Source organism: Luteimonas vadosa, assembly GCF_039543545.1.
In the GTDB taxonomy this organism is placed as follows: Bacteria; Pseudomonadota; Gammaproteobacteria; order Xanthomonadales; family Xanthomonadaceae; genus Luteimonas; species Luteimonas vadosa.
The window spans coordinates 98,709-125,337 of the sequence record NZ_BAABJY010000001.1 but is presented as its reverse complement, the minus strand read 5'-3'; the positions used below and the strand labels follow the sequence as shown (position 1 = coordinate 125,337).

General features: G+C 70.3%; 27 protein-coding genes, 1 other RNA gene and 1 riboswitch. Of the genes, 24 read left to right on the top strand and 4 right to left on the bottom strand.

What is annotated here, in order from left to right; genetic code table 11:
• The first annotated feature begins 145 nt into the window (after nucleotides 1-145).
• From gspG to ABD970_RS00495, 11 genes are all read left to right on the top strand, one after another.
• Nucleotides 146-589 carry a type II secretion system major pseudopilin GspG gene (gene gspG, locus ABD970_RS00545; RefSeq protein ID WP_345294524.1) on the top strand — a complete coding sequence of 148 codons (444 nt, stop codon included), beginning with the start codon at nucleotides 146-148 and terminating at the stop codon, nucleotides 587-589.
• 340 nt (nucleotides 590-929) lie between these two features.
• Nucleotides 930-1,415: a type II secretion system protein XpsH gene (xpsH, locus tag ABD970_RS00540; protein WP_345293551.1), complete on the top strand. Its 486-nt coding sequence runs from the start codon at nucleotides 930-932 to the stop codon at nucleotides 1,413-1,415.
• 284 nt (nucleotides 1,416-1,699) lie between these two features.
• On the top strand, nucleotides 1,700-2,140 hold the full coding sequence (gene xpsI / locus ABD970_RS00535; RefSeq protein WP_345294523.1) for a type II secretion system protein XpsI: 441 nt from the start codon (nucleotides 1,700-1,702) through the stop codon (nucleotides 2,138-2,140).
• A gap of 164 nt (nucleotides 2,141-2,304) precedes the next feature.
• Nucleotides 2,305-3,015 carry a prepilin-type N-terminal cleavage/methylation domain-containing protein gene (locus ABD970_RS00530; RefSeq protein WP_345293550.1) on the top strand — a complete coding sequence of 237 codons (711 nt, stop codon included), beginning with the start codon at nucleotides 2,305-2,307 and terminating at the stop codon, nucleotides 3,013-3,015.
• Between the two features lies 1 nt (nucleotide 3,016).
• A complete protein-coding gene (locus ABD970_RS00525) occupies nucleotides 3,017-3,880 on the top strand; it encodes a type II secretion system minor pseudopilin (RefSeq protein ID WP_345293549.1) in 864 nt (287 codons plus the stop codon).
• Nucleotides 3,880-5,061, top strand: coding sequence for a PilN domain-containing protein (locus tag ABD970_RS00520; RefSeq protein WP_345293548.1), 1,182 nt, complete (start codon nucleotides 3,880-3,882; stop codon nucleotides 5,059-5,061). Before ABD970_RS00525 ends, ABD970_RS00520 begins: the two co-directional genes overlap by 1 nt.
• The gene (gene gspM, locus ABD970_RS00515; protein WP_345293547.1) at nucleotides 5,042-5,680 is read left to right on the top strand and encodes a type II secretion system protein GspM; all 639 of its coding nucleotides are present in this window, start codon (nucleotides 5,042-5,044) and stop codon (nucleotides 5,678-5,680) included. The genes ABD970_RS00520 and gspM overlap by 20 nt, the downstream gene beginning before the upstream one ends.
• Nucleotides 5,670-6,464, top strand: a complete 795-nt coding sequence (locus tag ABD970_RS00510) for a hypothetical protein (RefSeq protein ID WP_345293546.1) — start codon at nucleotides 5,670-5,672, stop codon at nucleotides 6,462-6,464. Before gspM ends, ABD970_RS00510 begins: the two co-directional genes overlap by 11 nt.
• Nucleotides 6,465-6,491: 27 nt before the next feature.
• Complete coding sequence (gene gspD, locus ABD970_RS00505; RefSeq protein WP_345294522.1) at nucleotides 6,492-8,654, top strand: type II secretion system secretin GspD; 2,163 nt, start codon at nucleotides 6,492-6,494, stop codon at nucleotides 8,652-8,654.
• 24 nt (nucleotides 8,655-8,678) lie between these two features.
• Nucleotides 8,679-9,569 (top strand): glycosyltransferase family 2 protein, encoded by an 891-nt coding sequence (locus ABD970_RS00500; RefSeq protein WP_345293545.1) that lies wholly within the window; start codon nucleotides 8,679-8,681, stop codon nucleotides 9,567-9,569.
• Nucleotides 9,566-10,432: a glycosyltransferase family 2 protein gene (locus ABD970_RS00495; RefSeq protein ID WP_345293544.1), complete on the top strand. Its 867-nt coding sequence runs from the start codon at nucleotides 9,566-9,568 to the stop codon at nucleotides 10,430-10,432. The genes ABD970_RS00500 and ABD970_RS00495 overlap by 4 nt, the downstream gene beginning before the upstream one ends.
• Before the next feature lie 7 nt (nucleotides 10,433-10,439).
• Here the strand turns inward: ABD970_RS00495 and pyrF are convergent, their stop codons facing one another.
• Together pyrF and ettA are read right to left on the bottom strand one after the other, a co-directional pair.
• Nucleotides 10,440-11,267 (bottom strand): orotidine-5'-phosphate decarboxylase, encoded by an 828-nt coding sequence (gene pyrF / locus ABD970_RS00490; protein WP_345293543.1) that lies wholly within the window; start codon nucleotides 11,265-11,267, stop codon nucleotides 10,440-10,442.
• A gap of 131 nt (nucleotides 11,268-11,398) precedes the next feature.
• The gene (gene ettA, locus ABD970_RS00485; RefSeq protein ID WP_345293542.1) at nucleotides 11,399-13,063 is read right to left on the bottom strand and encodes an energy-dependent translational throttle protein EttA; all 1,665 of its coding nucleotides are present in this window, start codon (nucleotides 13,061-13,063) and stop codon (nucleotides 11,399-11,401) included.
• 216 nt (nucleotides 13,064-13,279) lie between these two features.
• On the opposite strand from ettA, the gene ABD970_RS00480 reads away from it, so the two are divergent.
• The 11 genes from ABD970_RS00480 to thiL all read left to right on the top strand — a co-directional run bounded on the left by ABD970_RS00480 (nucleotide 13,280) and on the right by thiL (nucleotide 22,225).
• Entirely contained in the window at nucleotides 13,280-13,717 is a 438-nt protein-coding gene (locus ABD970_RS00480; protein WP_345293541.1) for an RcnB family protein, read from the top strand.
• Between the two features lie 59 nt (nucleotides 13,718-13,776).
• Nucleotides 13,777-15,045 (top strand): serine hydroxymethyltransferase, encoded by a 1,269-nt coding sequence (glyA, locus tag ABD970_RS00475; RefSeq protein ID WP_345293540.1) that lies wholly within the window; start codon nucleotides 13,777-13,779, stop codon nucleotides 15,043-15,045.
• 68 nt (nucleotides 15,046-15,113) lie between these two features.
• Complete coding sequence (gene nrdR / locus ABD970_RS00470) at nucleotides 15,114-15,647, top strand: transcriptional regulator NrdR (RefSeq protein WP_345293539.1); 534 nt, start codon at nucleotides 15,114-15,116, stop codon at nucleotides 15,645-15,647.
• 274 nt (nucleotides 15,648-15,921) lie between these two features.
• Entirely contained in the window at nucleotides 15,922-17,016 is a 1,095-nt protein-coding gene (ribD, locus tag ABD970_RS00465) for a bifunctional diaminohydroxyphosphoribosylaminopyrimidine deaminase/5-amino-6-(5-phosphoribosylamino)uracil reductase RibD (protein ID WP_345293538.1), read from the top strand.
• Entirely contained in the window at nucleotides 17,013-17,759 is a 747-nt protein-coding gene (locus ABD970_RS00460) for a class I SAM-dependent methyltransferase (RefSeq protein ID WP_345293537.1), read from the top strand. The genes ribD and ABD970_RS00460 overlap by 4 nt, the downstream gene beginning before the upstream one ends.
• A gap of 104 nt (nucleotides 17,760-17,863) precedes the next feature.
• A riboswitch (FMN riboswitch) is annotated at nucleotides 17,864-18,025 on the top strand.
• 74 nt (nucleotides 18,026-18,099) lie between these two features.
• A complete protein-coding gene (locus ABD970_RS00455; RefSeq protein ID WP_345293536.1) occupies nucleotides 18,100-18,705 on the top strand; it encodes a riboflavin synthase in 606 nt (201 codons plus the stop codon).
• Nucleotides 18,702-19,811 (top strand): 3,4-dihydroxy-2-butanone-4-phosphate synthase, encoded by a 1,110-nt coding sequence (gene ribB / locus ABD970_RS00450; RefSeq protein WP_345293535.1) that lies wholly within the window; start codon nucleotides 18,702-18,704, stop codon nucleotides 19,809-19,811. Before ABD970_RS00455 ends, ribB begins: the two co-directional genes overlap by 4 nt.
• 66 nt (nucleotides 19,812-19,877) lie before the next feature.
• The gene (gene ribH / locus ABD970_RS00445; protein WP_345293534.1) at nucleotides 19,878-20,345 is read left to right on the top strand and encodes a 6,7-dimethyl-8-ribityllumazine synthase; all 468 of its coding nucleotides are present in this window, start codon (nucleotides 19,878-19,880) and stop codon (nucleotides 20,343-20,345) included.
• Nucleotides 20,294-20,803, top strand: coding sequence for a transcription antitermination factor NusB (gene nusB / locus ABD970_RS00440; RefSeq protein WP_345293533.1), 510 nt, complete (start codon nucleotides 20,294-20,296; stop codon nucleotides 20,801-20,803). The genes ribH and nusB overlap by 52 nt, the downstream gene beginning before the upstream one ends.
• The gene (locus ABD970_RS00435; RefSeq protein ID WP_345293532.1) at nucleotides 20,800-21,174 is read left to right on the top strand and encodes a VOC family protein; all 375 of its coding nucleotides are present in this window, start codon (nucleotides 20,800-20,802) and stop codon (nucleotides 21,172-21,174) included. The genes nusB and ABD970_RS00435 overlap by 4 nt, the downstream gene beginning before the upstream one ends.
• Before the next feature lie 76 nt (nucleotides 21,175-21,250).
• Nucleotides 21,251-22,225, top strand: coding sequence for a thiamine-phosphate kinase (gene thiL / locus ABD970_RS00430; RefSeq protein WP_345293531.1), 975 nt, complete (start codon nucleotides 21,251-21,253; stop codon nucleotides 22,223-22,225).
• A 44-nt stretch (nucleotides 22,226-22,269) separates the two neighbouring features.
• On the opposite strand, the gene ABD970_RS00425 is transcribed toward thiL, so the two are convergent.
• Nucleotides 22,270-22,659, bottom strand: a complete 390-nt coding sequence (locus ABD970_RS00425; RefSeq protein WP_345293530.1) for a YraN family protein — start codon at nucleotides 22,657-22,659, stop codon at nucleotides 22,270-22,272.
• A 16-nt stretch (nucleotides 22,660-22,675) separates the two neighbouring features.
• Nucleotides 22,676-23,866: a penicillin-binding protein activator gene (locus ABD970_RS00420; protein WP_425563017.1), complete on the bottom strand. Its 1,191-nt coding sequence runs from the start codon at nucleotides 23,864-23,866 to the stop codon at nucleotides 22,676-22,678.
• 60 nt (nucleotides 23,867-23,926) lie between these two features.
• On the opposite strand from ABD970_RS00420, the gene rsmI reads away from it, so the two are divergent.
• Both rsmI and rnpB read left to right on the top strand, forming a co-directional pair.
• Nucleotides 23,927-24,754 (top strand): 16S rRNA (cytidine(1402)-2'-O)-methyltransferase, encoded by an 828-nt coding sequence (gene rsmI, locus ABD970_RS00415; protein WP_345293529.1) that lies wholly within the window; start codon nucleotides 23,927-23,929, stop codon nucleotides 24,752-24,754.
• A gap of 121 nt (nucleotides 24,755-24,875) precedes the next feature.
• Nucleotides 24,876-25,225: RNase P RNA component class A (rnpB, locus tag ABD970_RS00410), an RNA gene on the top strand.
• Nucleotides 25,226-26,629: the final 1,404 nt, after the last annotated feature.

The window sequence follows — 26,629 nt, the reverse complement described above, 5'->3', positions numbered from 1 at the left end:
GCCCGATACCAGAGGATTTTTCATGCGTCGCAACCGATCCATCATCCGTTCCAACAGGCCGACCCTATCCCTGCCCGTATCCCAGGGGCGCGGTGCGATCCGCATGCGTTTGCGACGGCATGAGGGCGGGTGTCGCGGGCCGTTCATCGTTGCAAGCCGTGCCGACGGCCTCGTTCGCGTGGGCTCGACGGGGTCTCGGCAGCGGGGCTTCAGCCTGATCGAAATCATCCTGGTCGTGGTGCTGATCGGCGGCATCGTCGCCTTCGCGGCCACGCGCATCCTGGGTGGCGGGGACCGCGCAAGGGTGAACCTGGCCAAGGCGCAGGTGCAGACCCTGGCCGAAAAGGTGCAGCAGTTCGAGATGGATACGGGCGCATTGCCCAACTCGCTGGACGAACTGGTCAGCCAACCCGGCAACGCCGGTGGATGGCTCGGGCCGTACGCGAAGGCAGGCGAGCTCAACGATCCGTGGAACACGCCCTTCGAGTACCGCGTGCCCGGTGACGGCCGTCCCTTCGACATCATCAGCTTCGGCGCCGACAAGCGTGCCGGCGGCACCAGCGTCGACGCCGACATCCGGTACGAATAGCGCAGGCGCGCCGCGATCCGGATCGTGAAGCGATGCGCTCGAAGATCTCCCCGTGCGGCGTGCCGTTGCCAGGGATCCGCGCAGGAGACACTGGCGTGGCAGCCCGTCCATGGGCGTGGCGAGGCGGGGCGATGATGTCCGCCCGTGCACCTCGATGATGAGGGTGCGGCTGCATGGGCTTGAGCGTTCCAGCGGCCGCGTCGTGGCTGCGGCGGCGGTCGTGGGGTACGACCCGCGAACCGGCGTGCGTCGGCAAGCGGTCGGCGCAGGCGGTCGTGAATTCCTCGCAGGTGCGGCAGCGGCATCGCGGCGGGCGCGTGGCGCAGGCGGTTTTGGCGGGATGAGGGGTCGAGCCGCCGGCTCGCGGATCGGGCGTTGCCTGGTACGCGGCTTTTCCCTGCTGGAGATGCTGCTGGTCGTGGTGCTGATCGCGGCAACGGGGCTGCTGGCCGCCGGGGTGCTCACCGGCGGCCTGGATCGCCTGCAGCTCAAGTCCAGCGCGCAGGAAATCGCGTCGCAATTACGCTTCACCCGCGCCCATGCGATCGCCACCGGCAGCCCGCAAAGCTTCAGCATCGACCCCGCGGCGCACACCTGGCGGGCGGCGGAGGAGCGCAGCGGCGAGGTGCCGGAACGGCTGGGCATCACCTTTACCGGCGCCCGCGAGGTGCAGGCGCGCGAAGCGGAGGGAGTGATCGTGTTCTTCGGCGACGGCGCCTCCACCGGTGGTCGCGTGCGGTTGAGCTTCCGCAATGCGGCCTGGAACGTCGACGTCGCATGGTTGACCGGCGAGGTGCGCCTGCACCGGGCGGAGCCGGCGCCATGAGACGGGGACTCGGAAGCGACACCGGGCGCGGGCGGGATGCCGATGTCGTGGTCGCGCGCGACGCGGAAGGCGGGATCGAACGCTTGCGAGGGCCGAGGGGTGCGGGCCGGCGATGCTGTGGCGCAAACCGTGCCGACGGCATCCATGGTTGTGCGGGCAACCCCCGGCCATTCAAGTTCGCAAGCCGCTGCGGCGGCCTCGGTGCAGGCGGGATCGAAAGCTTGCCGGGGCCGAAGAGCGGTTCGGGTCGGCGATTCAATGGCGCAAGCCGAGCCGACGGCATCATTGCAGGCCGTGCGGGGGGATCGTGGCAGCGGGGCTATACGCTGATCGAGGTGCTGGTGGCCTTCGCGGTGCTGGCGTTGGCCCTGACCCTGCTGCTGGGGACATTGTCCGGCGCGAGCCGGCAAGTGCGGTGGTCCGCCGACGCGGGGCGCGCCGCGCTGCATGCTGAATCCCTGCTCGCCCAGACCGGCGTCGGCGAGGTTCTGCAACCCGGGCGCCGCGACGGGGAGTTCGAGGCGGGCCGCTATCGCTGGACGCTGGAGGTCGCGCCCTACCAGGACCCGGCCCGCCCGTCGCCAGCCACGGTCGATCCCTTCGCACCGCGGCTACTGCAGTTGCGGCTGCTGGTGACCTGGGGGGATGGCGGCCCCCGCGAAAACCTTGTCGTGGATTCGCTGCGGCTGGTGCCCCAGGACCTGACGCAAGGGGTGGTGCCATGAAGCCGCGTGGAGCGGGTGCTGGACGCCACGCCGCCGGTCGTCCCGAAGGCAGGCTCGGGTCCGGGAGCGCACCGCGGCGATCGGGCTCCGCCGGACTCCACGACGGCGCGCACGTGGCAAGGTTGGGACGAAATCCGGCATCGAAAGGCGATGCGTCCCGGCGATTGCCGGCCACGCGCCGAGCCGACGGCCGCGCCCATGCCCCCGCGGGACGCTCCCGGCAGCGGGGATTCACCCTGATCGAGGTCCTGCTGGCCACCGTGCTGCTGGCGTCCGGACTGGCGTTGGCCTTTGCCACCCTTCGCGCGACGACGGCCGTGGTTGAGCGCGGAGAAGACATGGCCCAGCGCAGCGATCGCATGCGCGCGGTGGAGGGATTCCTGCGGCGCCGCCTGGCGGGCGCGTTGCCGATGTCGTTTTCCCTGGATGACGCCAGCGGCCAGCCGTTGCGCTTCGTCGGCGAACCCGAGCGCGTGCGATTCGTGGCAGACCTGCCGAATTACCTGGGTCGTGGCGGACCCCACCTGCACGACATCGCCGTCCATCGAGACGGGGCAGAGATGGGGCTTGGCGTGTCGTTCTCGATGGTTCAGGCGGGCGAAACGGTGACTGAGCCGCAGACCCGGCCGCCCGAGGTGCTGGCCGCTGGATTGCGCGAGGCCCGTTTCCGCTACCGGGGCATGGACGACGGGGGCGCGCTGGGGCCTTGGCAGGACCGCTGGGAGGCCACGGACCAGTTGCCGGTGCACGTGTCGGTCGATCTGGTCGACGCTCGTGGCGACGCCTGGCCCACCATGGTCGTGGCCCTGCCGCAGGGACGGGGTGTGGGTGGCGTACCTTACGGCGGTCCACCGATGATCGGGAAGGGGAGGTGAGATGGTGGCGTCGGTTCGCCAGCGAGGCGTCGCGCTCATCCTGGTGATGTGGCTGGTCGCGCTGCTGATCGCATTGGTCGGTGCGTTCGCGATGACGGCGCGCATCGAATACATGCAGGGCCGCGTGCTCAGCGGCAGCGTGGTGGCCGGGCAGGCCGCGCGCGCGGGACTCGAATATGCGATGACACGGGTGGTGTTGCCGGAAACCGAGGGCGCATGGTTGCCGGACGGACGCGCGTATCCGTGGACGTTCGGGGCGGCGCGGGTCGAGGTGAGGCTGGTCGACGAGTCGGCGAAGGTCGATCTCAACAACGCCGACGTCAACCTGATCTCGGGACTCCTGCGCGCCGTCGGTGCCGAGCCCGACGCCGCGACCGGGGTGGCCGCGGCCATCGTGGACTGGCGCGACCCCGATTCGCTCACCCAGCCATCCGGTGGTGCGGAGGATCCCCAGTACGCTGCCGCCGAACGCCCCTACGGCGCCAAGGACGCGCCCTTCGAAACGGTCGCCGAAGTCGAGCAAGTGCTGGGGATGACGCCCGCGCTGTATGCGCTGGTCGCCGAGCATTTGACGGTCCATAGTGGCCGGCCCCAGCCCGACCAGCGATTCGCCAGCGCGGCCGTGCTGCAGGCGCTGGGGATCGATCCGCAGCCGATCCTCGCCGAACGCGAGCGCGGGAGCGTCCCGGGGAGCGGTGGCGCCATCGTCGGCGGTGGCAGCGGCACGTATAGTATCGACAGCCGTGCACGGCTTCCCGATGGCCGCCGAGCGGTGTTGCGAGCCTTGGTTCGCACCGGCGCCAGCGGCTTGCCCGGGGGGGCCTATACGCCATTGCGATGGGAAGAGGGAGCCACGCCGCGCTGATGTCAGCCGTCGAAACAGTTACTGCCGACAGTTCGCTGCCCCGTCGCCTGGGCCGCGCCGGGCGACGCTTGCGTCCGCGCGCCGCCAGCTTCTGGGCATGGTGGACGCAGGCGCTGGCCAGCTGGCTGCCGCTGCGCGTGCGCAAGCTCTTCGGCCTGGCCCACGAGCGGCTGCTGTTGCAGCCCGCCGGCGACAGCCTGCGCCTGGTGCTCGAGCGCGAGGCCGAGGCGCGCGAGCTCGGGCAGGTCCCGTGGTCGGGCGACGACATGCTCGACCCGGATCCGTTGCAGCGCCTGCTGGCGCCGCGCGTGGCGGACCTGCCGCGTTGGCTGGTCCTGCCCGCGGGCAGCGGCCTGCGGCGCTCGATGGTGTTGCCCGCGGCCGCCGAGCCACGCCTGCGCGACATGCTCGGATTCGAGATCGAGCGCCAGACGCCGTTCACGGCGGCGGACGTGCAATACGACGCCCGCGTGACCGGCCGGCGCGACGACGGCCAACTCGACGTGGAACTGGTCGTGGTCCCGTCCGCTGCACTCGACACAGCCCTCGGTGGGCTGGGTCCGGTGTCGCGGACGCTGACCGGCGCGGACCTGCAGTCCAGCGACGGCCGGACGCTCGGCGTTAACCTTCTCCCCGGCGCGCGCCGCCACCAACGCACGGATCCATGGCTGGGGTGGAACCTGGCGCTGGCTTCGGTCGCCGTGATCGCGCTCGCCGCATCGCTGTGGCAGATGCTCTCCAATCGTTCGCAGGCGGCGGATGCATTCGAGGCCGAAGTCTCCGCCCTCGCGACCCGCGCGCGGACCGTGTCGGTCGAGAAGCAGCGATTGCTAGGCCTGGTGGAAGGGATGCGCTTCCTGCAGGCGACGCGCGCCGGCAGGCCGACGACGGTCGAAGTCCTCGACGAATTCAGTCGCCGGCTGCCCGACTCGACCCACCTGGAAAAGCTTTCGATCGAGGACGATCGCATCCTGTTGATCGGACTGAGCCGCGATGCCTCTTCGCTGGTGCGAGTCCTTGAGGGCTCCGACCTGTGGCGCTCGCCGGCCCTGACCGGGGCACTGCAGCCCGACCCGCGGACCGGAAGCGACCGGTTCACACTCACGGCCGAACTGGTGGTCACGCCCCCGCCCGCGACTGCCGCCAACCGGGGGGACGCCGATGCCGAAAATCGTCCCTGATCGCGACCGCTGGCTGGCGCTCGGGCTGCTGGCCGGCATCTTGCTGTTCGGCTACCTGCTGCTGGTGCACACCTGGTGGACGATCCCCATGCTCCAGCTCAACGAGCGCATCGAGGGATTGCAGGAACGCGACCTCCGCGTTCGCATGGAGCTTCGCCAGGCCCCCGCCGTGCGCGAGCGCCTGCAGGCGGTGCAGGCACAGGCCGCGCGGACGCCTGGCTTCATGTCCGAAGGCTCGGTGCAACTGGCGACCGCCGCCCTGGTGCAGCGGCTGGAGACAGCGGTGGGCGAGGCCAGTCCGGGCAATCGCAGTTGCGCGATCACCAATCGTTCGCCATTGAACGACGCCCCGGGCCAGCAGAGCTTTCCCAGGGCGGTGGTCCAGGTCAGGTTGCGTTGCGGAAACCCGGAACTGGCAGCCGTATTGCACTCGCTGGAAAGCGGGGCGCCGAGACTGTTCGTCGACAACCTCAACATCCTGGCGCAGCGGTCGTTCTTCCTGCCGGGCCAGGGTCCGCTGGGCAACCAGGGAGGGGGCTTGGACGTGAGTTTCGACCTCTACGGCTACTTGCAGCCGCAACCGCAGGCGACGCCAGTGGAGGCCGGTCGTGCGCGCTGACGCCGCCGGCGCCAGGACATGGCTCCTTGGCGCGGCTTCGCTGTGGGCGTTGTCGTTCTGGGTGCTCGGCCTGGCGGGCCTGGGCAGCCGGATCGAGAGATTGCCGGAGGATCCGGCCCTGCTGCAGCCGTTGCCGCAATTGCCGCCGCCGGTCGCCGAACGCCTCGGGCCCATGCCGCAATATGCTTCGATCGGCGACCGGCCATTGTTCACCAACGACCGCCGGCCGAAGCCATTCTTCATCAATCCCGATGGCGAGGAGCCGCAGAACACGTTCGAGTTCATCCTGACCAGCGTCCTGCTGACGCCCCAGGTGGAGATGGCGATCCTGCACCCTGCCGGCGGGGGCGATCCGGTACGCGTGAAGGTCGGCGAAGCGCCGGACGGCGCGGCGGCCTGGAACCTGGTCTCCCTGTCCCGTCGCAGCGCGGTGTTCGCCGGGCCGGAAGGAAACACCACGCTCGAACTCCGGGTATTCGACGGCACCGGCGGCGAAGCCCCGACCGTCGTGGCCGCGCCACGCGCGAGCCCAACCGGCGACGCGACGGCCGCCAGCAGCGGGAGGCCAGCGAACGACACCCCGACCCCCGATGCCGCGCAACCGCCGCCGCCGGGTGCGCCGGCGACCCAGGCGCGGGCTTCGACGGAAAAAACGGAAACAGGCGTGCCGCAGACGCCCGAGGACCAGGTTGAAGCGATCCGCCAACGCATCGAGGCGCGTCGCGCCCAGTTGCGACGCCAGGCGATGACGCCGCAACCCCCGGTCCCCGACCCCGAACAATGAACTCAACCTAGAATGCCCCTCATGAACATGCGTCCCACCCTGACCCCGGCCGTGGCTGCCTGCCTAGCGGTGCTGTTGGCGGCCTGTACCACGATGCCTGCACCGACCGTGCGTCGCGAAGGCACGATGCCGCGCATCCAGCGGCCTGCCGCGGAGGAGGCGCGCACCGTCGGAGGGGTAGTCGCCGAACCCCTGGACAGCGCGGGGGAAGGCGGGCCCCGGGCGCAGGTTCGCCGGGGCACGGGGGTCGCGATCAACCAGGGGATCGCGTCAGCCCCGCCTCCGAACTTCGCCGGCAGTTCGGGGGCGGCGTCGTTCAATTTCGAGGGCGAATCGCTGCACGCGGTGGTCAAGGCGATCCTCGGTGACATGCTGGGCCAGAACTTCACCATCGCGCCGAACGTCTCGGGAACCGTCACCCTGAACGTCCAGCGGGTCAGCCCGGCGCAAGCCTTCACCCTGCTCGAGCAGGTGCTGGGCTGGAACAACGCCCGCATGGTCTACACCAACGGCGTCTACAACATCGTGCCGGCCGACCAGGCGCTTGCGGGGACGGTCGCGCCGCGCACGGGCTCCGCGGCCACGGCGCGCGGCTTCGAGACCCGGGTCGTGCCGCTTCGCTACATCTCAGCCACCGAGATGGAGAAGGTCCTCAAGCCTTACGCACGTCCCAATGCCATCGTCGGCGTCGACGGGGGGCGCAACGTCATCACCGTCGGCGGAACCCGCGCCGAGCTCGAGAACTACCTGCGCACCATCGCCATCTTCGACGTCGACTGGCTCGCGGGAATGTCGGTCGGCGTGTACCCGCTGCAGTCGGGCAGGGCCGCCAAGGTCGTCGGCGACCTCGAGAAGGTGTTTGGCGCGCAAAGCAATTCGCCGGTCGCGGGCATGTTCCGGTTCCTGCCGCTGGAAGGGGCCAATGCGGTGATGGTGATCACGTCGCAGCCGAACTACCTCGACGAGATCCAGCAGTGGATCGACCGCATCGACGGTGCGGGGGCGGGCGTCCGGCTGTATTCCTATGAACTGAAGTACATCACCGCCAAGGACCTGGCCGAGCGCCTGGCCGAGGTGTATGGCGGCGGCGGCGGCCGATCGAACGATGGTGGCGGCAGCGCCACGCTGATGCCGGGCCTGGAATCGACGACCATCCAGGATGGCGGCATCGGCGACCGGGGCGTGAGCTCCGCCCAGATCGGCGGCTCCGGGGGGGATCCGGGCGGCGGTTCCAGCGGTCTGGGCGGCGGGTCGCTGTCGCTCGGCGAGCGCGCCGGCGGTAACGCGGCGGTCACCCTGGAGGTGGACGGCGAACGCGTGGGCGTGTCCGCGGTGGACGAGACGAACACACTCCTGGTGCGGACATCCGCCAGTGCCTGGCGCGCGATCAAGGATGTGATCGAACGCCTCGACGTGATGCCTCTGCAGGTCCACATCGAGGCCCAGGTCGCCGAAGTGACGTTGTCGGGCGACCTGCAATACGGCGTCAGCTGGTACTTCGAGAACGTCCTCGGCATCACGCCGCTGCCCGACAACGCCGGCGTGCGCAACCTCACCGGCACGGGCGGGTTGACCTATTCGTTCCTGACCGGGAGTTCGGTCGGGATCCTCAGCGCGCTGGACCAGGTCAGCGACGTGCAGATGCTGCAGACGCCATCGGTGATGGTGCGCAACAACTACGAAGCCACGCTCAACGTCGGCAGCCGCATCCCGATTTCGTCGGTGACGGTGAACCCCGGCCTGGGCACGGACACCATCAGCCAGGTCCAGTACCTCGACACCGGAACCATCCTCAAGGTGCGTCCGCGGGTGACCAAGGACGGCACCGTGTTCCTCGACCTGGTGCAGGAAGTCAGCTCGCCCGCCGGCAACCCGGACCAGAACGGCAACGTCCGCATCGACACCCGCCGCCTCAAGACCAACGCCATCGTCCAGAGCGGCGAGACGGTGATCATGGCCGGGCTGATCCAGGACGGCATCACCCGCGGGTCCAACGGGCTCCCTGGCCTCAGCCGGATCCCGGTGATCGGCGGCCTGTTCGGCCAGCAGCGCTCGGTGACCACGCGTAGCGAGGTCATCATCCTGCTGACACCCACCCTGGTGCGCGATCCCTCGGCGGCGCGTGACCTGACCGACGAGTACGGCCGGCGTTTCCGTGCACTGGAGCCGTTGTACCGGACGCCGCGCTGAGCATGGCCCAAGGCGGTTCCAGCGATGGCTGAACTGCCGGTGGTGCTGCTGCCGGTGGGGGTGGACGACGACGCGCTGGATGCCTGCCTCGCCGCGCTGGACCGGGCCACCCCCGCGGGCACCCGCGCGTGGCTGACAGATGACGCACAAGCAGGGCCGCGTGGCCTGGCGATCATCGAGCGTTGGCTCGCTGACACACCTCTGCAGGCCGACTACACCCGCCGCGACCGTCGCGTGGGCGAAGTCGCGCATCTGGACGAGGCCCTGCGCGCCTGCGGCGATGCCGACGTCGTCGTGCTCGCCGCCGATGCGATCCCCCTGCCGGGTTGGCTCACCGCGTTGAGCGCCTGCGCCGCGGGCGATGCGTCGATCGGCACCGCGACGCCATGGTGCAATGCGGGAGAGGCCGCGGCGTGGCCGCGCTGCGGGGACATCGCGCCCGTGCCCGGCGCGCACGATGGGGCCGACCCGCGACGCCTCGCCCATGCCGCGGCGGCGATGCCCCCGGTGCATCCCGAGATCCCGGCTGCTGTCGACCACGCGGTGTTCCTGCGGGGCAGCGCGCGGGGCAAGGCGGGTGGACTCGATGCGAGCAGCTACGCTTCCTGGTATGCCGCGCTGATCGACCTGTCGCTGCGATTGTCGGGGCTTGGTTGGCGCAACGCCTTGTGCGCCACCGCCTTCGTGGCGCGTGGTGGCGAGGGTGGACCGAAGGAAGGCGACCTCGAGGCGCTGGCCACCCGCTGGCCCACGTGGCATGCGCGCCTGGCGACGTTCCTGATGGAAGACCCCCTGCGCGAGACGCGCAACCTGCTTTCCCTGCAGCTGGCCGGGCAAGAGGGTCCGCGCCCGCAGCAGGAATTGTTCCCGCCCCGGGACGAGGACGCGCCGGGACGGAAGGCAGGCGCCGGATGAGTGTCACAACGGTCGGCGCGGACATCGCCGCCATCGTCGTCAGCCACCAGAGCGCGGCGACGATCGACGGTTGCCTCGCGCGCCTGCGCGCCTGCGTGGGCGTGGGCTCGATCCGGGTCGTCGACAACGCGTCGAGCGACGAAACCTTGGCCATCGTGCAACGCCACGCCCTGGCAGACCCGCGGTTGCGCTTCGTCGCCAACCCGGACAATCCCGGGTTCTCGCAGGCCTGCAACCAGGGCGCTGCGGACGTCGAGGAGGCATGGCTTGCGTTCGTCAATCCCGACTGCCTGCTCGAAGCGGATGCCTTGTCGCGACTGCGGGAGCACGCGCTGGCGCTGGACGGGGAGGCGCTGCTCGGCGCGGATCTCGTGGACGAGCAAGGTCGCCGGGATGGCGCGGCCCGCAGGCACGACCCGGTGTTCTCGCGGATGCTGTTTTCGTCGCGCGACCGCGACCTGGCGGTGGCGATGGACCCGGCGCTGCCCGTGCAACGGGTCGAGGCCGTGTCCGGTGCGCTGATGCTGCTTCCGCGCCGCCTGTTCCACCGCATCGACGGCTTCGATGCCGGCTACCGCCTGCATGGCGAGGACCTGGATCTCTGCCGCCGAGCGCGCGAAGCCGGCGCCGTGGTGGCAGTCGCCAACGACGTGCGCGTGGTGCACCTGCGCGGGGTATCGAGCCGCTCGCGCCCGCTGTTCGTGGAGTGGCACAAGCATCGGGGGCTTTGGCGCTATTTCCGCAAGTTCGAAGCGCCTCACCGCGGCATGGTGGTCCGTGCGGCGGTCTGGGTCGCGATCGCCGTCCGCTGCAAGTTGTCCCTGCTGCGGACCTTGCTGGCCGGATGGCGTCTTCGGACGTAGCCGGGGACTATCGCTGCGCGTTGATCGCGTCGCGCAGTGTCCGCGCGGCGTTGGCCGCCGCCTCGGCGAAATCGTCGTCCTGCGAGGCGTGCATGATCGCGCGTGAGCTGCTGACCAGCAGGCCGGTGCCATCGGCCGACTTCGCGTTGCGCACCACGGCCGCCACGTCGCCGCCCTGCGCGCCCACGCCCGGGACGAGCAGCGGCATCGCGCCGACGATCGCCCGCACCTCGCGCAGTTGTTCAGGCCAGGTCGCGCCCACCACCAGCGCGCAGTTCCCATGGCCGTTCCAGTCGCGGACCACGGTCTCGGCGACGTGCTGGTAGAGCGGGCGTGGGCTGCCGCCGGGCGTCGAGACCGCGAGGTCCTGCAGGTCGGCGGCACCGGGATTGGAGGTTCGGCAGAGGATCACCACGCCCTTGTCCGCGCGGTCGAGGAACGGCCGCAGCGAATCCCCTCCGAGGTAGGGGTTGGCGGTGACCGCGTCCGCGCCGTAGCGGTCGAAGGCCTCCGTCGCGTAGCGCTGCGCGGTGCTGCCGATGTCGCCGCGCTTGGCATCGAGGATCACCGGGATGCCGGCGTGGGACGAGTGGATGTGCGCGACCAGCCGCCGTAGCGCGTCCTCGGCGCCCAGCGCCGCGAAATGCGCGATCTGCGGCTTGAAGCAGCAGGCGAACGGCGCCGTGGCGTCGACGATGTCGCGGCAGAAGGCAAAGGTGGCGTCCGGATCGCCGGCCAGCGACGCGGGGTACTTGCTCGGCTCGGGATCGAGCCCGACGCATACCAGCGAATCGGCCGTTCCCCAGCGGAGCTTCAGCGCTTCGATGAACGTCATGCCAGTTCGACTCCTTCGCTTCGCCGCACCCGCGGGGCGGGCGGTGCTTCAAGCGTGTTCCGTTGCCGGGGAGTGGTCCGCGCCCCGGGCTTTCGATTGCGGCAAGGCGCCCGGCGGGGCATGCCGGGCGCTTACTTCAAGGCCTTGAACCGCAGCCGGTGCGGTTGCGCGCCTTCCTCGCCCAGCCGGCGCTTCTTGTCCTCTTCGTACTCGCGGTAGTTGCCCTGGAAGAACTCGACGTGCGAGTCGCCCTCGAACGCCAGGATGTGGGTGGCGATGCGGTCCAGGAACCACCGGTCGTGCGAGATGACGAAGGTGTTGCCGGGAAACTCCAGCAGCGCGTCTTCGAGCGCGCGCAGGGTCTCGATGTCCAGGTCGTTGGACGGTTCGTCCAGCAACAGCACGTTGCCGCCCTGCAGCAGGGTCTTGGCCAGGTGCAGGCGGCCGCGCTCGCCGCCCGACAGCGTGCCGACCAGTTTCTGCTGGTCCTGGCCCTTGAAGTTGAAGCGGCCGATGTAGGCGCGCGACTGGATCTCGATGCCATTGATGTTGAGGATGTCGGCGCCGCCGCTGACTTCCTGGAAGACGTTGTGGTTGCCTTCCAGCTTCTCGCGACTCTGGTCGACGTAGGCGATCTGCACCGTGGGCCCGGTGGTGATCTCGCCCTTGTCCGGCTTTTCCTGCCCGGTGATCATCTTGAACAGGGTCGACTTGCCGGCGCCGTTGGGGCCGATGATGCCGACGATCGCGCCCGGCGGCACGATGAAGCTGAGGTCGTCGATCAGCAGGCGGTCGCCGAAGGACTTGGACACCCCCTTGAACTCCATCACCGAGTTGCCGAGGCGCTCGCCCGGCGGGATGAAGATCTCGTTGGTCTCGTTGCGCTTCTGGTAGTCGACCGACTGCAGCTCCTCGATCCGGGCCAGTCGTGCCTTGCCCTTGCTGCGCCCGCCCTTGGCGTTCTGGCGGGCCCACTCCAGTTCCTTCTGGATCGCCTTCTGCCGGGCCTTCTCCGACGATTCCTCGCGCTTGAGCCGCTCTTCCTTCTGGGTCAGCCAGTCGGTGTAGTTGCCCTTCCACGGGATGCCGCGACCACGGTCGAGCTCCAAGATCCACTCCGCGGCGTTGTCGAGGAAGTAGCGATCGTGGGTCACCGCCACCACCGTGCCGGTGTAGCGGGCGAGGAACTGTTCCAGCCATTCGACGGACTCGGCGTCGAGGTGGTTGGTCGGCTCGTCGAGCAGCAGCATGTCCGGCTTCTGCAGCAGCAGCCGGCACAGCGCCACGCGGCGCTTCTCGCCGCCGGACAGCGGTCCGATCTTCGCGTCCCACGGCGGGATGCGCAGGGCATCCGCCGCGACTTCGAGCTGCTGCTCGAGCAGGTGCGCGTCGTTGGTGGCGAGGATGGCTTCGAGCCGCTGCTGCTCGGCGGCGAGCTTGTCGAAGTCGGCGCCTTCCTCGGCGTAGGCGTCGTAGACCTTGTCCAGCGCGGCCTGGGCCTGGAGCACCTCGCCCACGCCTTCCTCGACGGCTTCGCGGACCGTCATCTCCGGGTCGAGTTGCGGCTCCTGGGCCAGGTAGCCGACCTTGATCCCGGGTTGCGGGCGTGCCTCGCCGGAGAAATCGGTATCCACGCCGGCCATGATCTTGAGCACCGTCGACTTGCCGGCGCCGTTGAGGCCCAGCAGGCCGATCTTGGCGCCGGGGAAGAAGGACAGGGAGATGTCCTTGATGATCTGGCGCTTCGGCGGCACAACCTTGCTGACGCCGTTCATGGTGTAGATGTATTGCGACATGGGGGCTCCGCGTGGGAATGCGGCGAGGCGAGGCTCGCCACCGGCGGCCGCTGCACGGGGCAGGGCCGCGATAGGACATCGGGATGCGCGGATTATAGCGGGCGAGCCGGTGGCAGCGGGCCGGCACGCCGCCGCGCCGCCGCGCCCGCCCCCCGGGGGCAAGATTCAGTCGAGGCCGCCTATAGTCGCCCTGTCGTCGATGCAGGGAGACCTCGCATGCCCTCCGTCACTCGTTCCGCGCTGCTCGTGCTCCTGATCGTGGTCGCGTTGCCGGCCACGGCCGATGGCATCGAGCCCGCGCGAGACCCGCTACATGCGCACAGCCATGCAGGAAGGCAGGGGGTCCAGGTCGACGTGCCGGGGTGGCGGTTGCCGGCCGCGCGGGTCTTGCCGCCCGTGGGCTACACGGCCCGACCCTTGCCTGGCGACGCGCCGGCACATGGCGGCCATCCGCGCCATGCGCCGCGCTGGATCACCGGCATCCGCCACGACGATCCCCGGCATGGACCGACCTGGATCGTGCGCGACCCCGGGCGCTTCGGCCTGCGCATGCCGCCACCGGGCTATTACTGGCGTGGGGACGGCCGCGGCAGCTACCTGCTGGTGGCCGCGGGGACGGGCGTCGTCGCCGGCGTGGTCCGCCGCCGCGGCTAGCGCCGGGCCGGTGGCCGGGCGCACGGTACAATCCAGCCTTCCCGGTCCCTGGAGCGCCGATGTTTCCCCGCGATGCCCGCATCGAAGGATTCGACCCCGAACTGGCCGCGGCGATCGCCGACGAAAACCGGCGCCAGGAAGACCACGTCGAGCTGATCGCTTCCGAGAACTACTGCAGTCCCCGGGTGATGGAGGCGCAGGGCAGCCAGCTCACCAACAAGTACGCCGAAGGCTATCCCGGCAAGCGCTACTACGGCGGCTGCGAGCACGTCGACGTCGCCGAGCAGCTGGCCATCGACCGGGCGAAGGAACTGTTCGGCGCCGACTACGCCAACGTCCAGCCGCATTCGGGCTCGCAAGCGAACCAGGCCGTCTACCTGTCGCTGCTGCAGCCGGGCGACCGGATCCTCGGGATGTCGCTGGCCCATGGGGGCCACCTGACGCACGGGGCCAAGCCCAACATCAGCGGCAAGCTGTTCGACGCGGCGCAATACGGCGTCGACGACGACGGCCTGATCGACTACGACGCCGTCGAGGCGCTGGCCGTCGAGCACCAGCCGAAGATGGTGGTCGCCGGTTTTTCCGCGTATTCGCAGGAGGTGGACTGGGCGCGCTTCCGCGCCATCGCCGACAAGGTCGGCGCGCTGCTGTTCGTCGACATGGCGCATGTCGCCGGGCTGGTCGCCGCGGGCGTGTACCCGAACCCGTTGCCCCACGCACACGTGGTCACCTCGACCACGCACAAGACGCTGCGCGGACCGCGCGGCGGCATCATCGTCGCCAGCCGCGAGGGTGCGGGCGAAGCCTTCGACGACATCGGCAAGAAGCTGCAGTCGATGATCTTTCCCGGCATCCAGGGCGGGCCGCTGATGCACGTCATCGCCGCCAAGGCGGTGGCCTTCAAGGAGGCGCTGGCGCCCGAGTTCAAGGCCTACCAGCAGCAGGTCGTCAGGAACGCGCAGGCGATGGCGAAGACGATGATCGCGCGGGGTTACAAGATCGTTTCCGGCGGCACGCAGAACCACCTGATGCTGGTCGACCTGATCGCCAACGGCATCACCGGCAAGGACGCCGAGGCCGCGCTTGGCCAGGCGCACATCACCGTCAACAAGAACGCCGTGCCGGGCGACCCGCAGAAGCCCTTCGTGACCTCCGGCCTGCGCATCGGCACCCCTGCCGTCACCACGCGCGGCTACGGGGAACCCGAGTGCGTGGCGCTGGCCGGGTGGATGTGCGACGTACTCGATGCGCCAGGCGACGAAGCCGTCATCGCCGCCGTTCGCGAGAACGTCACGCGGCAGTGCAGCCAGTTCCCGGTGTACGGCTGATGGCGGCCTCGCCCAGCGCGCCCCGGCTTCATTGCGGCAACGGCCGTCCCTAGGGCGCGTCCAGAGCGATGCATTGCCCCTTCTGCCAAGGCACCGACACCCGCGTGATCGACTCGCGCGTGTCCGACGACGGCGCGACCATCCGTCGGCGCCGCGAGTGCGAGGCTTGCGGGGAGCGCTTCTCCACGCTCGAGACCATCGAGCTCAAGCTGCCGGCGATCATCAAGTCCGATGGCCGCCGCGACACCTTCGACGCGCGCAAGCTGCGGCAGGGCTTCGACCGCGCGCTGCACAAGCGCCCGGTGTCCGAGGAGCAGATCGAGGCGGCGGTGCGCGCGGTGGTGCACCAGCTGCGCATGACCGCGGAGCGCGAACTGCCGTCGCGTCGCGTCGGCGAGTTCGTGATGGCCGAGCTGCGCAAGCTCGACCATGTCGCCTTCGTGCGCTTCGCCTCGGTCTACCGCTCGTTCGAGGACGTGGCCGACTTCCGCGACGAGCTCGACCGCCTGGAACGCGAGCTGCCCGGCGAGGGCCAGCTGCCGTTGCTTGCCGCCGACGTGGTGCCGATCGGCAAGCACGCGGGCAAGGGCAAGAAGTGTTGAAGGTTCAGCCGGCCTCCGTGACCGGCCCCTCCTCTGCTTGCGGGGGAGGGTAGGGTGGCGGAACGCCGGAGCCTGGGAACCCTTGAAGCGCAAGCCGGGTGGCGAGTGGGCTGCACTGCAGTTTGCTTCGCGGACATCGACTCGCAGGCGCCGTCGCCCCCTTTCCAAGCCCTCCCCCGTAAGCGGCGGGAGGGCTGAACCTGCCCGTCCCGATCCCGCCTCCGCACGCGGCCTGCGCGCCTCAACAATCCCTCCTGATGGCATCCGGCATTCCATGACATTCAACGCCACCGACCACGTCCACATGGCCCACGCGCTGCGCCTGGCCGAGCGCGGCGCGTACACGACGCGGCCCAATCCCATGGTCGGCTGCGTGATCGCGCACGGCGACGAGGTCGTCGGGGAAGGTTTCCACCAGCGCAAGGGCGGTCCCCACGCCGAAGTGTTCGCGCTGCAGGATGCGGGCAAGCGCGCGGTGGATGCGACGGCCTACGTGACGCTGGAGCCCTGCGCCCACGTCGGCAGCACGGGTCCGTGTGCCGATGCCCTGATCGAGGCCGGCGTCGCGCGCGTGGTCGCGGCGATGCGCGACCCGTTCCCGCAGGTCGACGGGAAGGGGTTTGAGCGGTTGCGGGCCGCCGGGGTCGAGGTCGCCGAGGGCCTGATGGAGGCGCAGGCACGCGCGCTCAACCGGGCCTGGCTGTCGCGCGTCGAGCGCGGCCGCCCCTGGGTGCGGATCAAGCTGGCGATGAGCCTGGACGGACGCACGGCACTGGCCAACGGCGAGTCGAAGTGGATCAGCTGCGAGGCCTCCCGCGCCGATGTCATGCATTGGCGCGCACGCGCCGGCGCGCTGCTGACCGGTTCCGGGACGGTGCTCGCGGACGACCCGCAACTCACCGTGCGGCTCGACGGGGACGCCGGGTTCGTCCCGCCCCTGCGCGTGGTGCTCGATCCCGGCCTGGCCACGATCGCGCGAGGACGGGTGCGCGAAGGCGACGCCCCCACACTTTACCTGCACGCACCCGACGTGAAGCCGCCGCGCGGATTCACCGCCGCGCGCGCCCCGGTGCAATCGACCAAGGGCGAGCTGGACCTCGAAGCGGTCTTGGCCCTGCTCGCGGCCCGCGAGATCAACGAGGTCCAGGTCGAGACCGGCGCGACCCTGTCCGGTGCCCTGCTGCGCGCGGGCCTGGTCGACGAGTTGCTGCTCTACGTCGCACCGGTGCTCCTGGGCGACCGTGCGCGGCCCCTGTTCCAGGGCATGGCGATCGACGACATGGCGCAACGGATGCGCTTGGAGCTGGTCGAGACGCGCCGCATCGGCGACGACCTGCGCCTGTTGCTGACACCCATCGCGGGGTCGTGAGTTTCCAGGACCACTTCTCGCCGGTCGCGGCGGATTATGCGCAGTCGCGGCCGCGCTATCCGGACGCCTTGTTCGACTGGATCGCCGCGGTGTCGCCGGCGCGCCGCCTGGCGTGGGAAGCGGGCTGCGGCAGCGGACAGGCCACCGCAAGCTTGGCCGCCCGTTTCAACGCCGTCCACGCCACCGACCCCAGCCAAGCGCAGGTCGCGCAGGCCCCGGCGGCAGCCAACGCCACGTTCGCCGTCGAACCGGCCGAACGATGCAGCCTGCCGGCCGGCAGCGTCGATGCGGTGTGCGTGGCGCAGGCGTTGCACTGGTTCGACCGGGCGGCCTTCTTCGCCGAGTGCGACCGGGTGCTCAAGCCCGGCGGCGTGCTGGTGGCCTGGGGTTACCAGGATGTCGTCGTGCCCGAGGCGCTCGCCGCCGCCAACCAGGCGCTGCAGGACGAGATCCGCGGGCATTGGCCGCCGGCGCGCGCCGACGTCGACGCCGCGTATGCCGGCTACCGATGGCCCTTCGACGCGCTGGCCGCGCCGGACTTCGCGTTGCGCGCGCAGTGGCCGCTGGCGCGGCTGCTCGGGTATTACGCGAGCTATTCGGCCAGCAAGCGCCACCGCGAGGCCACCGGTGTCGACCCGGTGGCCAGGCACGCGGCGGCGCTGCAAGCCGCCTGGGGAGATCCGCAACGACTGCAAACCGTGTCCTGGCCTATGTTCGTGCACGCGCGCCGCAAGGCCGGTTGAGGCCGGCCCAGGGCGCCAGCGCATGCTTGGGGCACCCGCGCGGCGACGGCGCCGCGCGGGCGGATGGTAAGCTGCCCTCGCCGGTTCGCCGGTAAACAACAAGCAAACGTCTTCAGGGCGGGGTGCGATTCCCCACCGGCGGTAGGTGCACGGCTCCCATCGAAGCCTGCACGAGCCCGCGAGCGCCGGCGGCCGCAGCCGCCGGGTCAGCAGATCCGGTCCGATGCCGGAGCCGACGGTGATAGTCCGGATGGAAGAAGACCGCGACGCACGCCCGACGGCGTGCGTCCGTCCCGTGGCCCGGGAGGCGTTTTCGTTCTTCGCCACACGGAAACGTCGCATGTTCACAGGGTTGGTCCAGGGAGTCGGTGTGCTGGCCGCGCGCGAGGCGAGCGGCAGCGATGCGCGGCTGCGCTTCGACACCGGTTCGTTGCCCTTCGAGGCCCCCGAGCCGGGCGAAAGCATCGCCGTCAACGGCGTCTGCCTGACGGTGGCGGGATTCGGCGGCGATCACTTCGTCGCCGACGCTTCCGCGGAGACCTTGTCGGTCACCACGCTCGGCGGCCTGCCCACGGGCACGGCGGTGAACCTGGAGCGCGCGCTGCGCGCCGACCAGCGGCTGGGCGGGCACCTGGTGAGCGGACATGTCGACGGCATCGGCCGGGTGCGTCGTATCGTGGACGATGGCGGCGCGCAACGCTGGGCGTTCGACGCGCCGCCGGCGCTGATGCGCTACATCGCGCGCAAGGGCTCCATCTGCGTGGACGGCGTCAGCCTGACGGTCAACACGGTGGATGACGGCGGCTTCTTCGACGTCACCCTCGTGCCGCACACCATCGCGCACACCGCGTTCGCGCACGCGTCCCCCGGTGATCCGGTCAACCTGGAAGCCGACCTCGTCGCCCGCTACGTCGAACGCCTGTTGTCGGCGAGGGCGCCGGCATGAGTTTCGCGCCGATCCCGGAACTGCTCGAGGAAATCCGAGCCGGCCGCATGGTGGTCATCGTCGACGACGAGGACCGCGAGAACGAAGGCGACCTGATCATGGCCGCCGAACTGGTCAAGCCCTCGGACATCAACTTCATGGTCACCCATGCCCGCGGCCTGGTATGCCTGTCGTTGACCCGCGAACGCTGCCGGCAGCTGGGCCTGCCGCCGATGGTGCGCGACAACACCTCCTCGCACGGCACCAACTTCACGGTGTCGATCGAGGCGGCCGAGGGCGTGACCACCGGCATCTCCGCCTACGACCGGGCGCATACGATCCGCACCGCGGTGCGTCCGGACTCCGATCCCACCGACCTGTCGCAGCCAGGCCACATCTTCCCGCTGCAGGCCCAGCCCGGCGGCGTGCTCAGCCGCGCCGGCCACACCGAGGCGGCCAGCGACCTGGCGATGCTGGCCGGGCTCGAACCGGCCGGCGTGCTGGTGGAGATCCTCAATCCCGACGGCAGCATGGCGCGCCGGCCGCAGCTGGAAGTGTTCGCGCGCGAGCACGGCTTGAAGATCGGGTCGATCGAGGACCTCATCCGCCACCGCCTGCACAACGAGCACACGATCGAGCGCGTCGACGAGCGCGAGATCGACACCGAACAGGGGCCGTTCCGCCTGTTCGCGTATCGCGACCGCGTCGATCGCAGCCTGCATTTCGCGTTGCTGCGCGGCGAACCCGATCCGGGCACGCCGACCCTCGTGCGGGTGCAACCCATGAACCTGCTGGCCGACGTGCTGCACTGGCGGCGCGCCGATTTCGGCCCCGCCATCGGCGACGTGCTGGCGGCCATCGCCGCGGCCGGCCGCGGCGCGCTGGTGTTGCTGGGCGAACAGCCCGATGCCGATGCCTTGCTGCGGCGGCTGCGGGCCGTGCCCGGCGACGGCGCCGATGCCCCGCCGCAGGGCCGCGCCGTGCTCAGCGAATGGCGACGCAACGGCGCCGGCAGCCAGATCCTCGCCGACCTGGGGCTGGGCAGGCTGCGCGTGCTGGGCACGCCCCGCAAGCAGGTGGGCCTGGCAGGGTTCGGCCTGGAGGTCGTGGACTACGTCGACGCGTAGGCGCCTGGCGCCCGGTGCGGCATCCGCGGCACGGTAAACTGTCCGCCCTTCCCGCAAGCCTTCCCCATGGCCCACTACGAAGGCGACCTGCGCGCTCCCGACGGCGCCCGCTTCGCCATCATCGCCAGCCGCTGGAACCCGCGCATCGGCGATGCGCTGGTCGCCGCCGCGCGCCGGACGTTCAGCGCCCACGGCGTGGCCGATAGCCAGGTCGACGTCGTGCGCGTGCCGGGCGCGTGGGAAATCCCGCAGGCCGCGGCGCGCATCGCGTCGGCGGGTCGCCATGCCGCCATCGTCGCGCTGGGCTGCGTGGTGCGTGGCGACACCCGCCATTACGAACACGTCGCCGACCGCTGCGCCGACGGCCTGATGCGCGTATCGCTGGATTCGGGCGTCCCCGTGTGCAACGGCGTGCTCGCCGTCGACGACCCGGTGCACGCCGAGGAGCGTGCCGGCGGCAGCCACGGCAACAAGGGCGAGGAATGCGCGCTGGTGGCGATCGAGATGGCCAGCCTGGCGGAGCGGCTGCCATGACCCGGCATCCGCGCAAGGATGGCATCGACCCCGTGGCGCGCTCGCGTTCCCGGCGCCGGGCGTTGCAGGCGGTCTATGCGATGCAGATGGCCGGCACCGGGGTCAAGGACGTGATCGCGCAGTTCGCGCACGAGCAGGCCCATGAAGTCGCGGACCTGGCGTACTTCGAGGACCTGGTGCGCGGGGTCGGCAAGCACCACGGCGAACTCGACGCGTCGCTGCAGCCCTTCCTGGACCGCACGGTGGAGGAGGTCGACCAGATCGAGCGCGCGATGCTGCGCATCGCCGCCTACGAACTGCAGCACCGCCTCGACGTCCCCTACCGCGTCATCATCGACGAGGCGGTCAAGGCGGTGAAGCGCTTCGGTTCCGAGCACGGCCACACCTACGTCAACGGGGTGCTCGACAAGGCCGCCGCGGACTGGCGTGCGCTGGAAGTGCAGGGCACGCGGGCGTGAAGCCGTCGTTCGCGCCCGGCCGCAACATCGCGATGAAGGTGCCGGAGCACGAGTACGACCGCACGGTCGCCTTCTACCGGGACGTGCTGGGGTTCGAGCAGCTTTTCGATGGCGAGGACGCGACCGCCGACGGCATCGGCTTCGCGTTCGGCGACAAGGTGTTGTGGCTGGATCGCGTCGCCGGGCTCAGCCAAGCGGAACTCTGGCTGGAAGTGGTGACCGACGACGTCGAGCAGGCCGCCGCCTACCTAGAACGTTCTGGATGCGCGCGCCGCGACGGGATCGAACCCTTGCCCGAAGGCATGGCGGCGTTCTGGATCTCCAGTCCCGCCAACATCATCCACCTGGTGTGCGACGGCGACGACACCTGACCTTCCGGCCCGCAGGGCCGCCGCCGGGAACGGCAGGCACCCAGGCGTTGCCTGGCACGAACGTGGAGCGCATCCGTTGAAGCCACCCACCCGCCCGGAGTTCGACCTGATCGCGCGTATCCGCCAGCGCGCCAGTCACGGACGCGGTGACGTCGTGCTCGGCATCGGCGACGATGCCGCGGTGCTCGCGGTGCCCGCCGGTCGCCAGTTGGTGGTGGCCATGGATACGCTCAACGCCGGCGTGCATTTTCCCGGCGACACGGCCCCGGGCGACATCGGCTGGAAATCGCTGGCCGTGAACCTCTCCGACCTGGCCGCGATGGGTGCCGAGCCGGCCTGGTGCACGCTGTCGTTGTCGCTGCCCAGTGCCGATCCGGCCTGGGTCGACGCCTTCCTCGAAGGATTCCTCGACCTTGCGCGCTTGCACGACGTTGCGCTGGTGGGCGGCGACACGACGCGCGGCCCGTTGTCGGTCTGCGTCGCCGCGCATGGGTGGGTCGAGCCGGGAACGGCGCTTCGACGCGACGGCGCCCGGCCCGGCGACCTGGTCTGGGTCACCGGCACGCTGGGCGACGCAGCGGGCGCGCTGGCGCAGTGGCGGGACGGCGGCGGCGTCGATGCCCGCCTGCGCGCGCGCCTGGATCGCCCCGTCCCGCGCATCGCGGTCGGCCGCGCCCTGCCGCCGGTGGCCAGCGCCTGCATCGATGTCTCGGACGGCCTGCTCGCCGACCTGGGCCACGTCTGCGCGGCGAGCGGGGTCGGCGCGGAAATCCTGCTGGACGCCTTGCCTTGTCCGGAGGTCTTGCGCGAATGTTTCGACGCGGCCGCCCGGCGTCGCCTGCAGGCGACCGGAGGCGACGACTACGAACTCTGCTTCACCACCCGGGGCACCTTGCGCGACGCCGTCGCCGCGATAGCCGCGGACACCGGGGTGGACATCGCCTGCATCGGCCGCATCGTGGCGGGTCGCGAGGTCGAGGCGTTTGATGCCGAAGGCCGGCCTTGGCGGCCGGACAGGCCGGGCCACGAGCATTTCACGACGCAGGAGTGAGTTTGCCCCCTGGCGCGGCGAGGCGTTGCGGCGATCTGCCTGCCTCAACAATCGTCGGCGCGAAACGCATCCCGGATCCAGTGCAGGGTAGGCGCATCGGCTGCGCCGCTGGCTTCGACCACGTCGAAGCGGCAGGCGCCGCGCGCGTATTCGGGGTGGCCCGCGAGGAAGGATTGGGCGGCCCGGAGGATGCGCCTGCGCTTGCCCCGGTCGACCGAAGCCGCGCCTCCGCCGTAGGCATTGGACCGGCGATACCGCACCTCGACGAACACCAGGGTGCCGCCCCCGCGGGCGGCGGGGTCGTGCATCACCAGGTCGAGTTCGCCCAGCCGGTAACTTGCGTTGGTCGCCACGACCGCCAGGCCGGCCCGCCGCAGGTGCTCGCGCGCGGCGGCCTCGATCGCGTCGCCGCGTCGCCTGCGCTCGTCGGACACCGGCGCGAGGGCTGCGTCAGCCGCCGCTGCCCATCAGCGGCACGATGTTGCCGCTGCTGAACGTCGACCAGGCCGGGTTGCGCATGACATTGCCGTCCGCATCGATGCGCAGGGTACCGCTGGCGCCGCGCACGCTGCCGTCCTCGACCAGCGCCAGGCGTTCCAGGTACGCGGTCAACAGCCAGGCGTCGTACCCGAAGGCGAACAGCCGCGCCGCCGGACCGCGGGCCGTGGGCAGGCCGCTGCCGGTGGTCGAGGCCGCCGGCAGGCCGCTGACGCCGCTGACGCTCCAGGCGTCGGTCGGGAAGGCGATGCCGTCGAGGATGCGGTCCTGGTCGGCCTTGCCCGTGCCGGAGGTGAGCTGCGAGGTCGCCACGCGCGGCTTGCCGGCCAGGCCGGCGGCCGAGAGCTGGGGCGCGATCGCCCGGGCCTGCGGGCCCCGCATCGCTAGGAAGACGGCATCCACGCCGCCCTCGCGCAGCGCGGCGGCGCGCAGCAGTTCGGTCATGTCCGCCGGCGAGTCGCCCACCACCGCCAACGTCTGCACGATGCTGCCGCCATGCTGCTGCAGGCGCTTGCCGAACGCCTCGACGCTTCGCCGCGCATTGTCGTCGCCGGCGCTCAGGACCAGTACCCGGGCGGCGCCGCGGGACTGGAGGAAATCTGCGGCGCCGACGCCGTCGTCCTCGGGAGCCAATGCATAGCTGGCGTTGTTCATCGGCGGCGCGACGTCGGGGCGGTTGAGCGCCAGCACCGGCACCCCGGTGCGCGCCTGCCGGAACACGGCTTCCACCTGGTCCTTGCCCAGCGGTCCCAGGACCTGGTCGGCGCCGTCGGCGACGGCGCGCTCGTAGGCGGCCAGGGCGCCGGTGGTCGTGCCGGTGGTGTCGTAGAACCGCAGTTCCGGCCGGCGCCGGTTTTCCGCGTAATAGCCGGCGAGCAGCCCGTCGCGAACCGGTGCCGCCGCCGTCGCGAGCGTGCCCGACAGCGGCAGCAGGACCGCGAGTTGGTTGGGCGGACGGTAGCCGTCGCGCTCGGCGGGCGGGCGGTTGCCTGCGTCGAACCGCCAGTGCGTCGATCGATCGACCACCACCGGCGCGGGCTCGGCCGTCGGTGCCGGCGGGCGGCTGACCTGCACGGTGCTGCAGGCCGAGGCCATCAGCAGGGCGGTTAGCGCAAGGGCGCCGTATCTGTGGGGCAAGCGCATCGGCAGCCGGTCCGGAGGAGAGAACGGCTAGGATTCTAACGTCCCGCCCGTGGAGTGACGATGCCTGCCCAGACCGCCGGAACCCTGCACGTGGTCGCGACCCCGATTGGCAACCTCTCCGATCTGTCGCCGCGTGCGGTGGCGACCTTGCGCGAGGTGGACGCGGTGTGCGCGGAGGACACGCGGCGCAGCAGGCAGCTGCTGGCCCACCACGGCATCGAGCGGCCGCTGGTCGCCCTGCACGAGCACAACGAGGCCGAAGCCGCGGACCAACTGGTGGCGCGCATGGCCGCGGGCGAATCGCTGGCCCTGGTCAGCGACGCCGGCACGCCCCTGGTCAGCGACCCCGGGTTCCGCCTGGTTCGCGCCGCGCGCCGGGCGGGCATCCGGGTCAGTCCCGTCCCCGGGCCCAGCGCGCTGATCGCCGGGCTGAGCGTCGCCGGCCTGCCCAGCGATCGCTTCGTGTTCGAGGGTTTCCTGCCGGCCAAGTCCGCCGCGCGTCGCCAGCGGCTGCTGCAACTGGCGGGCGAGACGCGGACGCTGGTGTTCTATGAATCCTCGCACCGCATCGAGGCCGCGCTCGGCGACATGGCCGCGATTTTCGGCGGCGAGCGCCAGGCCGTGGTCGCGCGGGAGCTGACCAAGCTGTTCGAAACCGTCCTCGACGGGTCGCTGGACGAACTGCTGGCGCGGCTCGCCGGCGACGCCAACCAGCGCAAGGGTGAATTCGTCGTGCTCGTGCACGGGGCCGCCGGGGATGCCGACGCTGCGGTGGTCGAAGGCAGGCGCCTGTATGCCGTCTTGCAGCAGCACCTGCCGCCTTCCACGGCCGCCAAGGTGTCGGCCGAACTCAGTGGTGCGCCGCGAAAGTCGTTGTACGGGGGTTGAACGCCTGCCGGCGTGGCACCTCGCACCGCTTGCCCGGGCCACCAGCGCGAAGCCGTGGCTCGCGTCGGGTTGGCCGCCGGTTCAATTGCCACGCCGCCCCGCGTGCGACAATGCCCCCGGCGGAGTCGGCCAGGCAGTCGCGTCATGCGCAAGCATGCCGAGGAAAGTCCGGGCTCCACAGGGCACGGTGCCAGGTAACCCCTGGGCGGCGCGAGCCGACGGAAAGTGCAACAGAAAGATACCGCCCAAGACTGCGCAAGCAGGACGGCAAGGGTGAAATGGTGCGGTAAGAGCGCACCGCGAGCCTGGCAACAGGCCGGCACGGCAAACCCCACCGGGAGCAAGGCCAAATAGGGACCCAATGACGCGGCCCGCGTCGGGTCCGGGTAGGCTGCTCGAGCGTATCGGTGACGATGCGCCTAGAGGAATGACTGTCCTAGACAGAACCCGGCTTACAGGCCGGCTCCGCCACTTTCCAAGCATCGGGAGCTTGGCCCGAGGGACCCCATGACGCGGCCCGCGTCGGGTCCGGGTAGGCTGCTCGAGCGTATCGGTGGCGATGCGCCTAGAGGAATGACTGTCCTAGACAGAACCCGGCTTACAGGCCGGCTCCGCCACTTTCCAAGCATCGGGAGCTTGGCCCGAGGGACCTCATGACGCGGCCCGCGTCGGGTCCGGGTAGGCTGCTCGAGCGTATCGGTGACGATGCGCCTAGAGGAATGACTGTCCTAGCCAAAACCCCGCTTACAGGCCGGCTCCGCCAATTCCTTCGACGCGAGCGTCGAAGGAAGCCCCAAAGTTTGCTGCGCAAACTTCGGGCCCCGGCCAGTACACCCGAATCCCCGCCGCTGTCCCGGCGCCCCCTTTACCAAAGGGGGCTGTGGCCTGCCCGCGTGGCACCCTGTCGGAGCATTCGCGTGGTGGTGGAAGGACCTGCGAGGCGTGCGGGTGACGGCCCCGCCTGGCGGCCGCCTTCGCAGCTTCGTTCGACTCGCTCGCCAAGCAAGCGCCAAGGTTCGCTGCGCACACCCAGGGCCCGGCTAGCACACCCGCATCCCCCCGCTGTCGTGACGCCCCGTCACCAGAGGGGGCTGTGGCAAGCCCTTGGGGCAATCGGTTCCAAGATTCGCGTGGGTCGGGCGGACCTGCGACGGAGCGGCGGGTGATGCCCCGGCCTCGCAGCCGGCTTTGCCGTTCGTTCGACAGGCTCGCCAAGCAGGCGCGAAGGATTGCCGCGCAGACTTCGGCCCCGGCTGGTTCACCCGAATCTCCGCAGCAATCGCAGCGCTCCGTTTGCGTAGGGGCGCAGCGATCTTGAGGGACGTTCCGCCGGCGATTTCCCGACTGGTGCAGCGGGCACGTCGAGAGGTCAACCGACAGGCCCGACGCAGCAGCACGCGCGTGGCCCCGCGGACGCCGCCGGGATGCGGCCGACACATCGCAGATCCCGGCAGGCGGACATCCACGGGCGCGCACGCTCCGGCTGGTCGGCGCCGGAAACGCTCGGGCGCGCGGCTGCTGTGGTGGCATCGGAGGCTGCCAAGGCGTGTGCGCGGCGTGGCGATGCACTACAAAGTTAGAACGATATCTGGAGTTTTGCGAAATTCGTGATGAATATGGAACGGTGGCGCGAATATGGAGGGGTGCTGCGCTGCAGCACCGACTCGGAGTGCCAGGTGGTCGGGTGACCCTGACAAAAACCTGATTGAAGCCCAATCTCAAAATTTGAGACGAAACAGCAGCTTGTGGATAAAGCTTGAACAAGTCTCTCAAGTTCGACGCAAGTCATTGACGGCAAAGGTGAAATCAGAGGTGAAAACCTGTTGACAACCCTGCAGGCCGCTCCTAAGGTGGCAACTCGTGGGGAAACCGGGA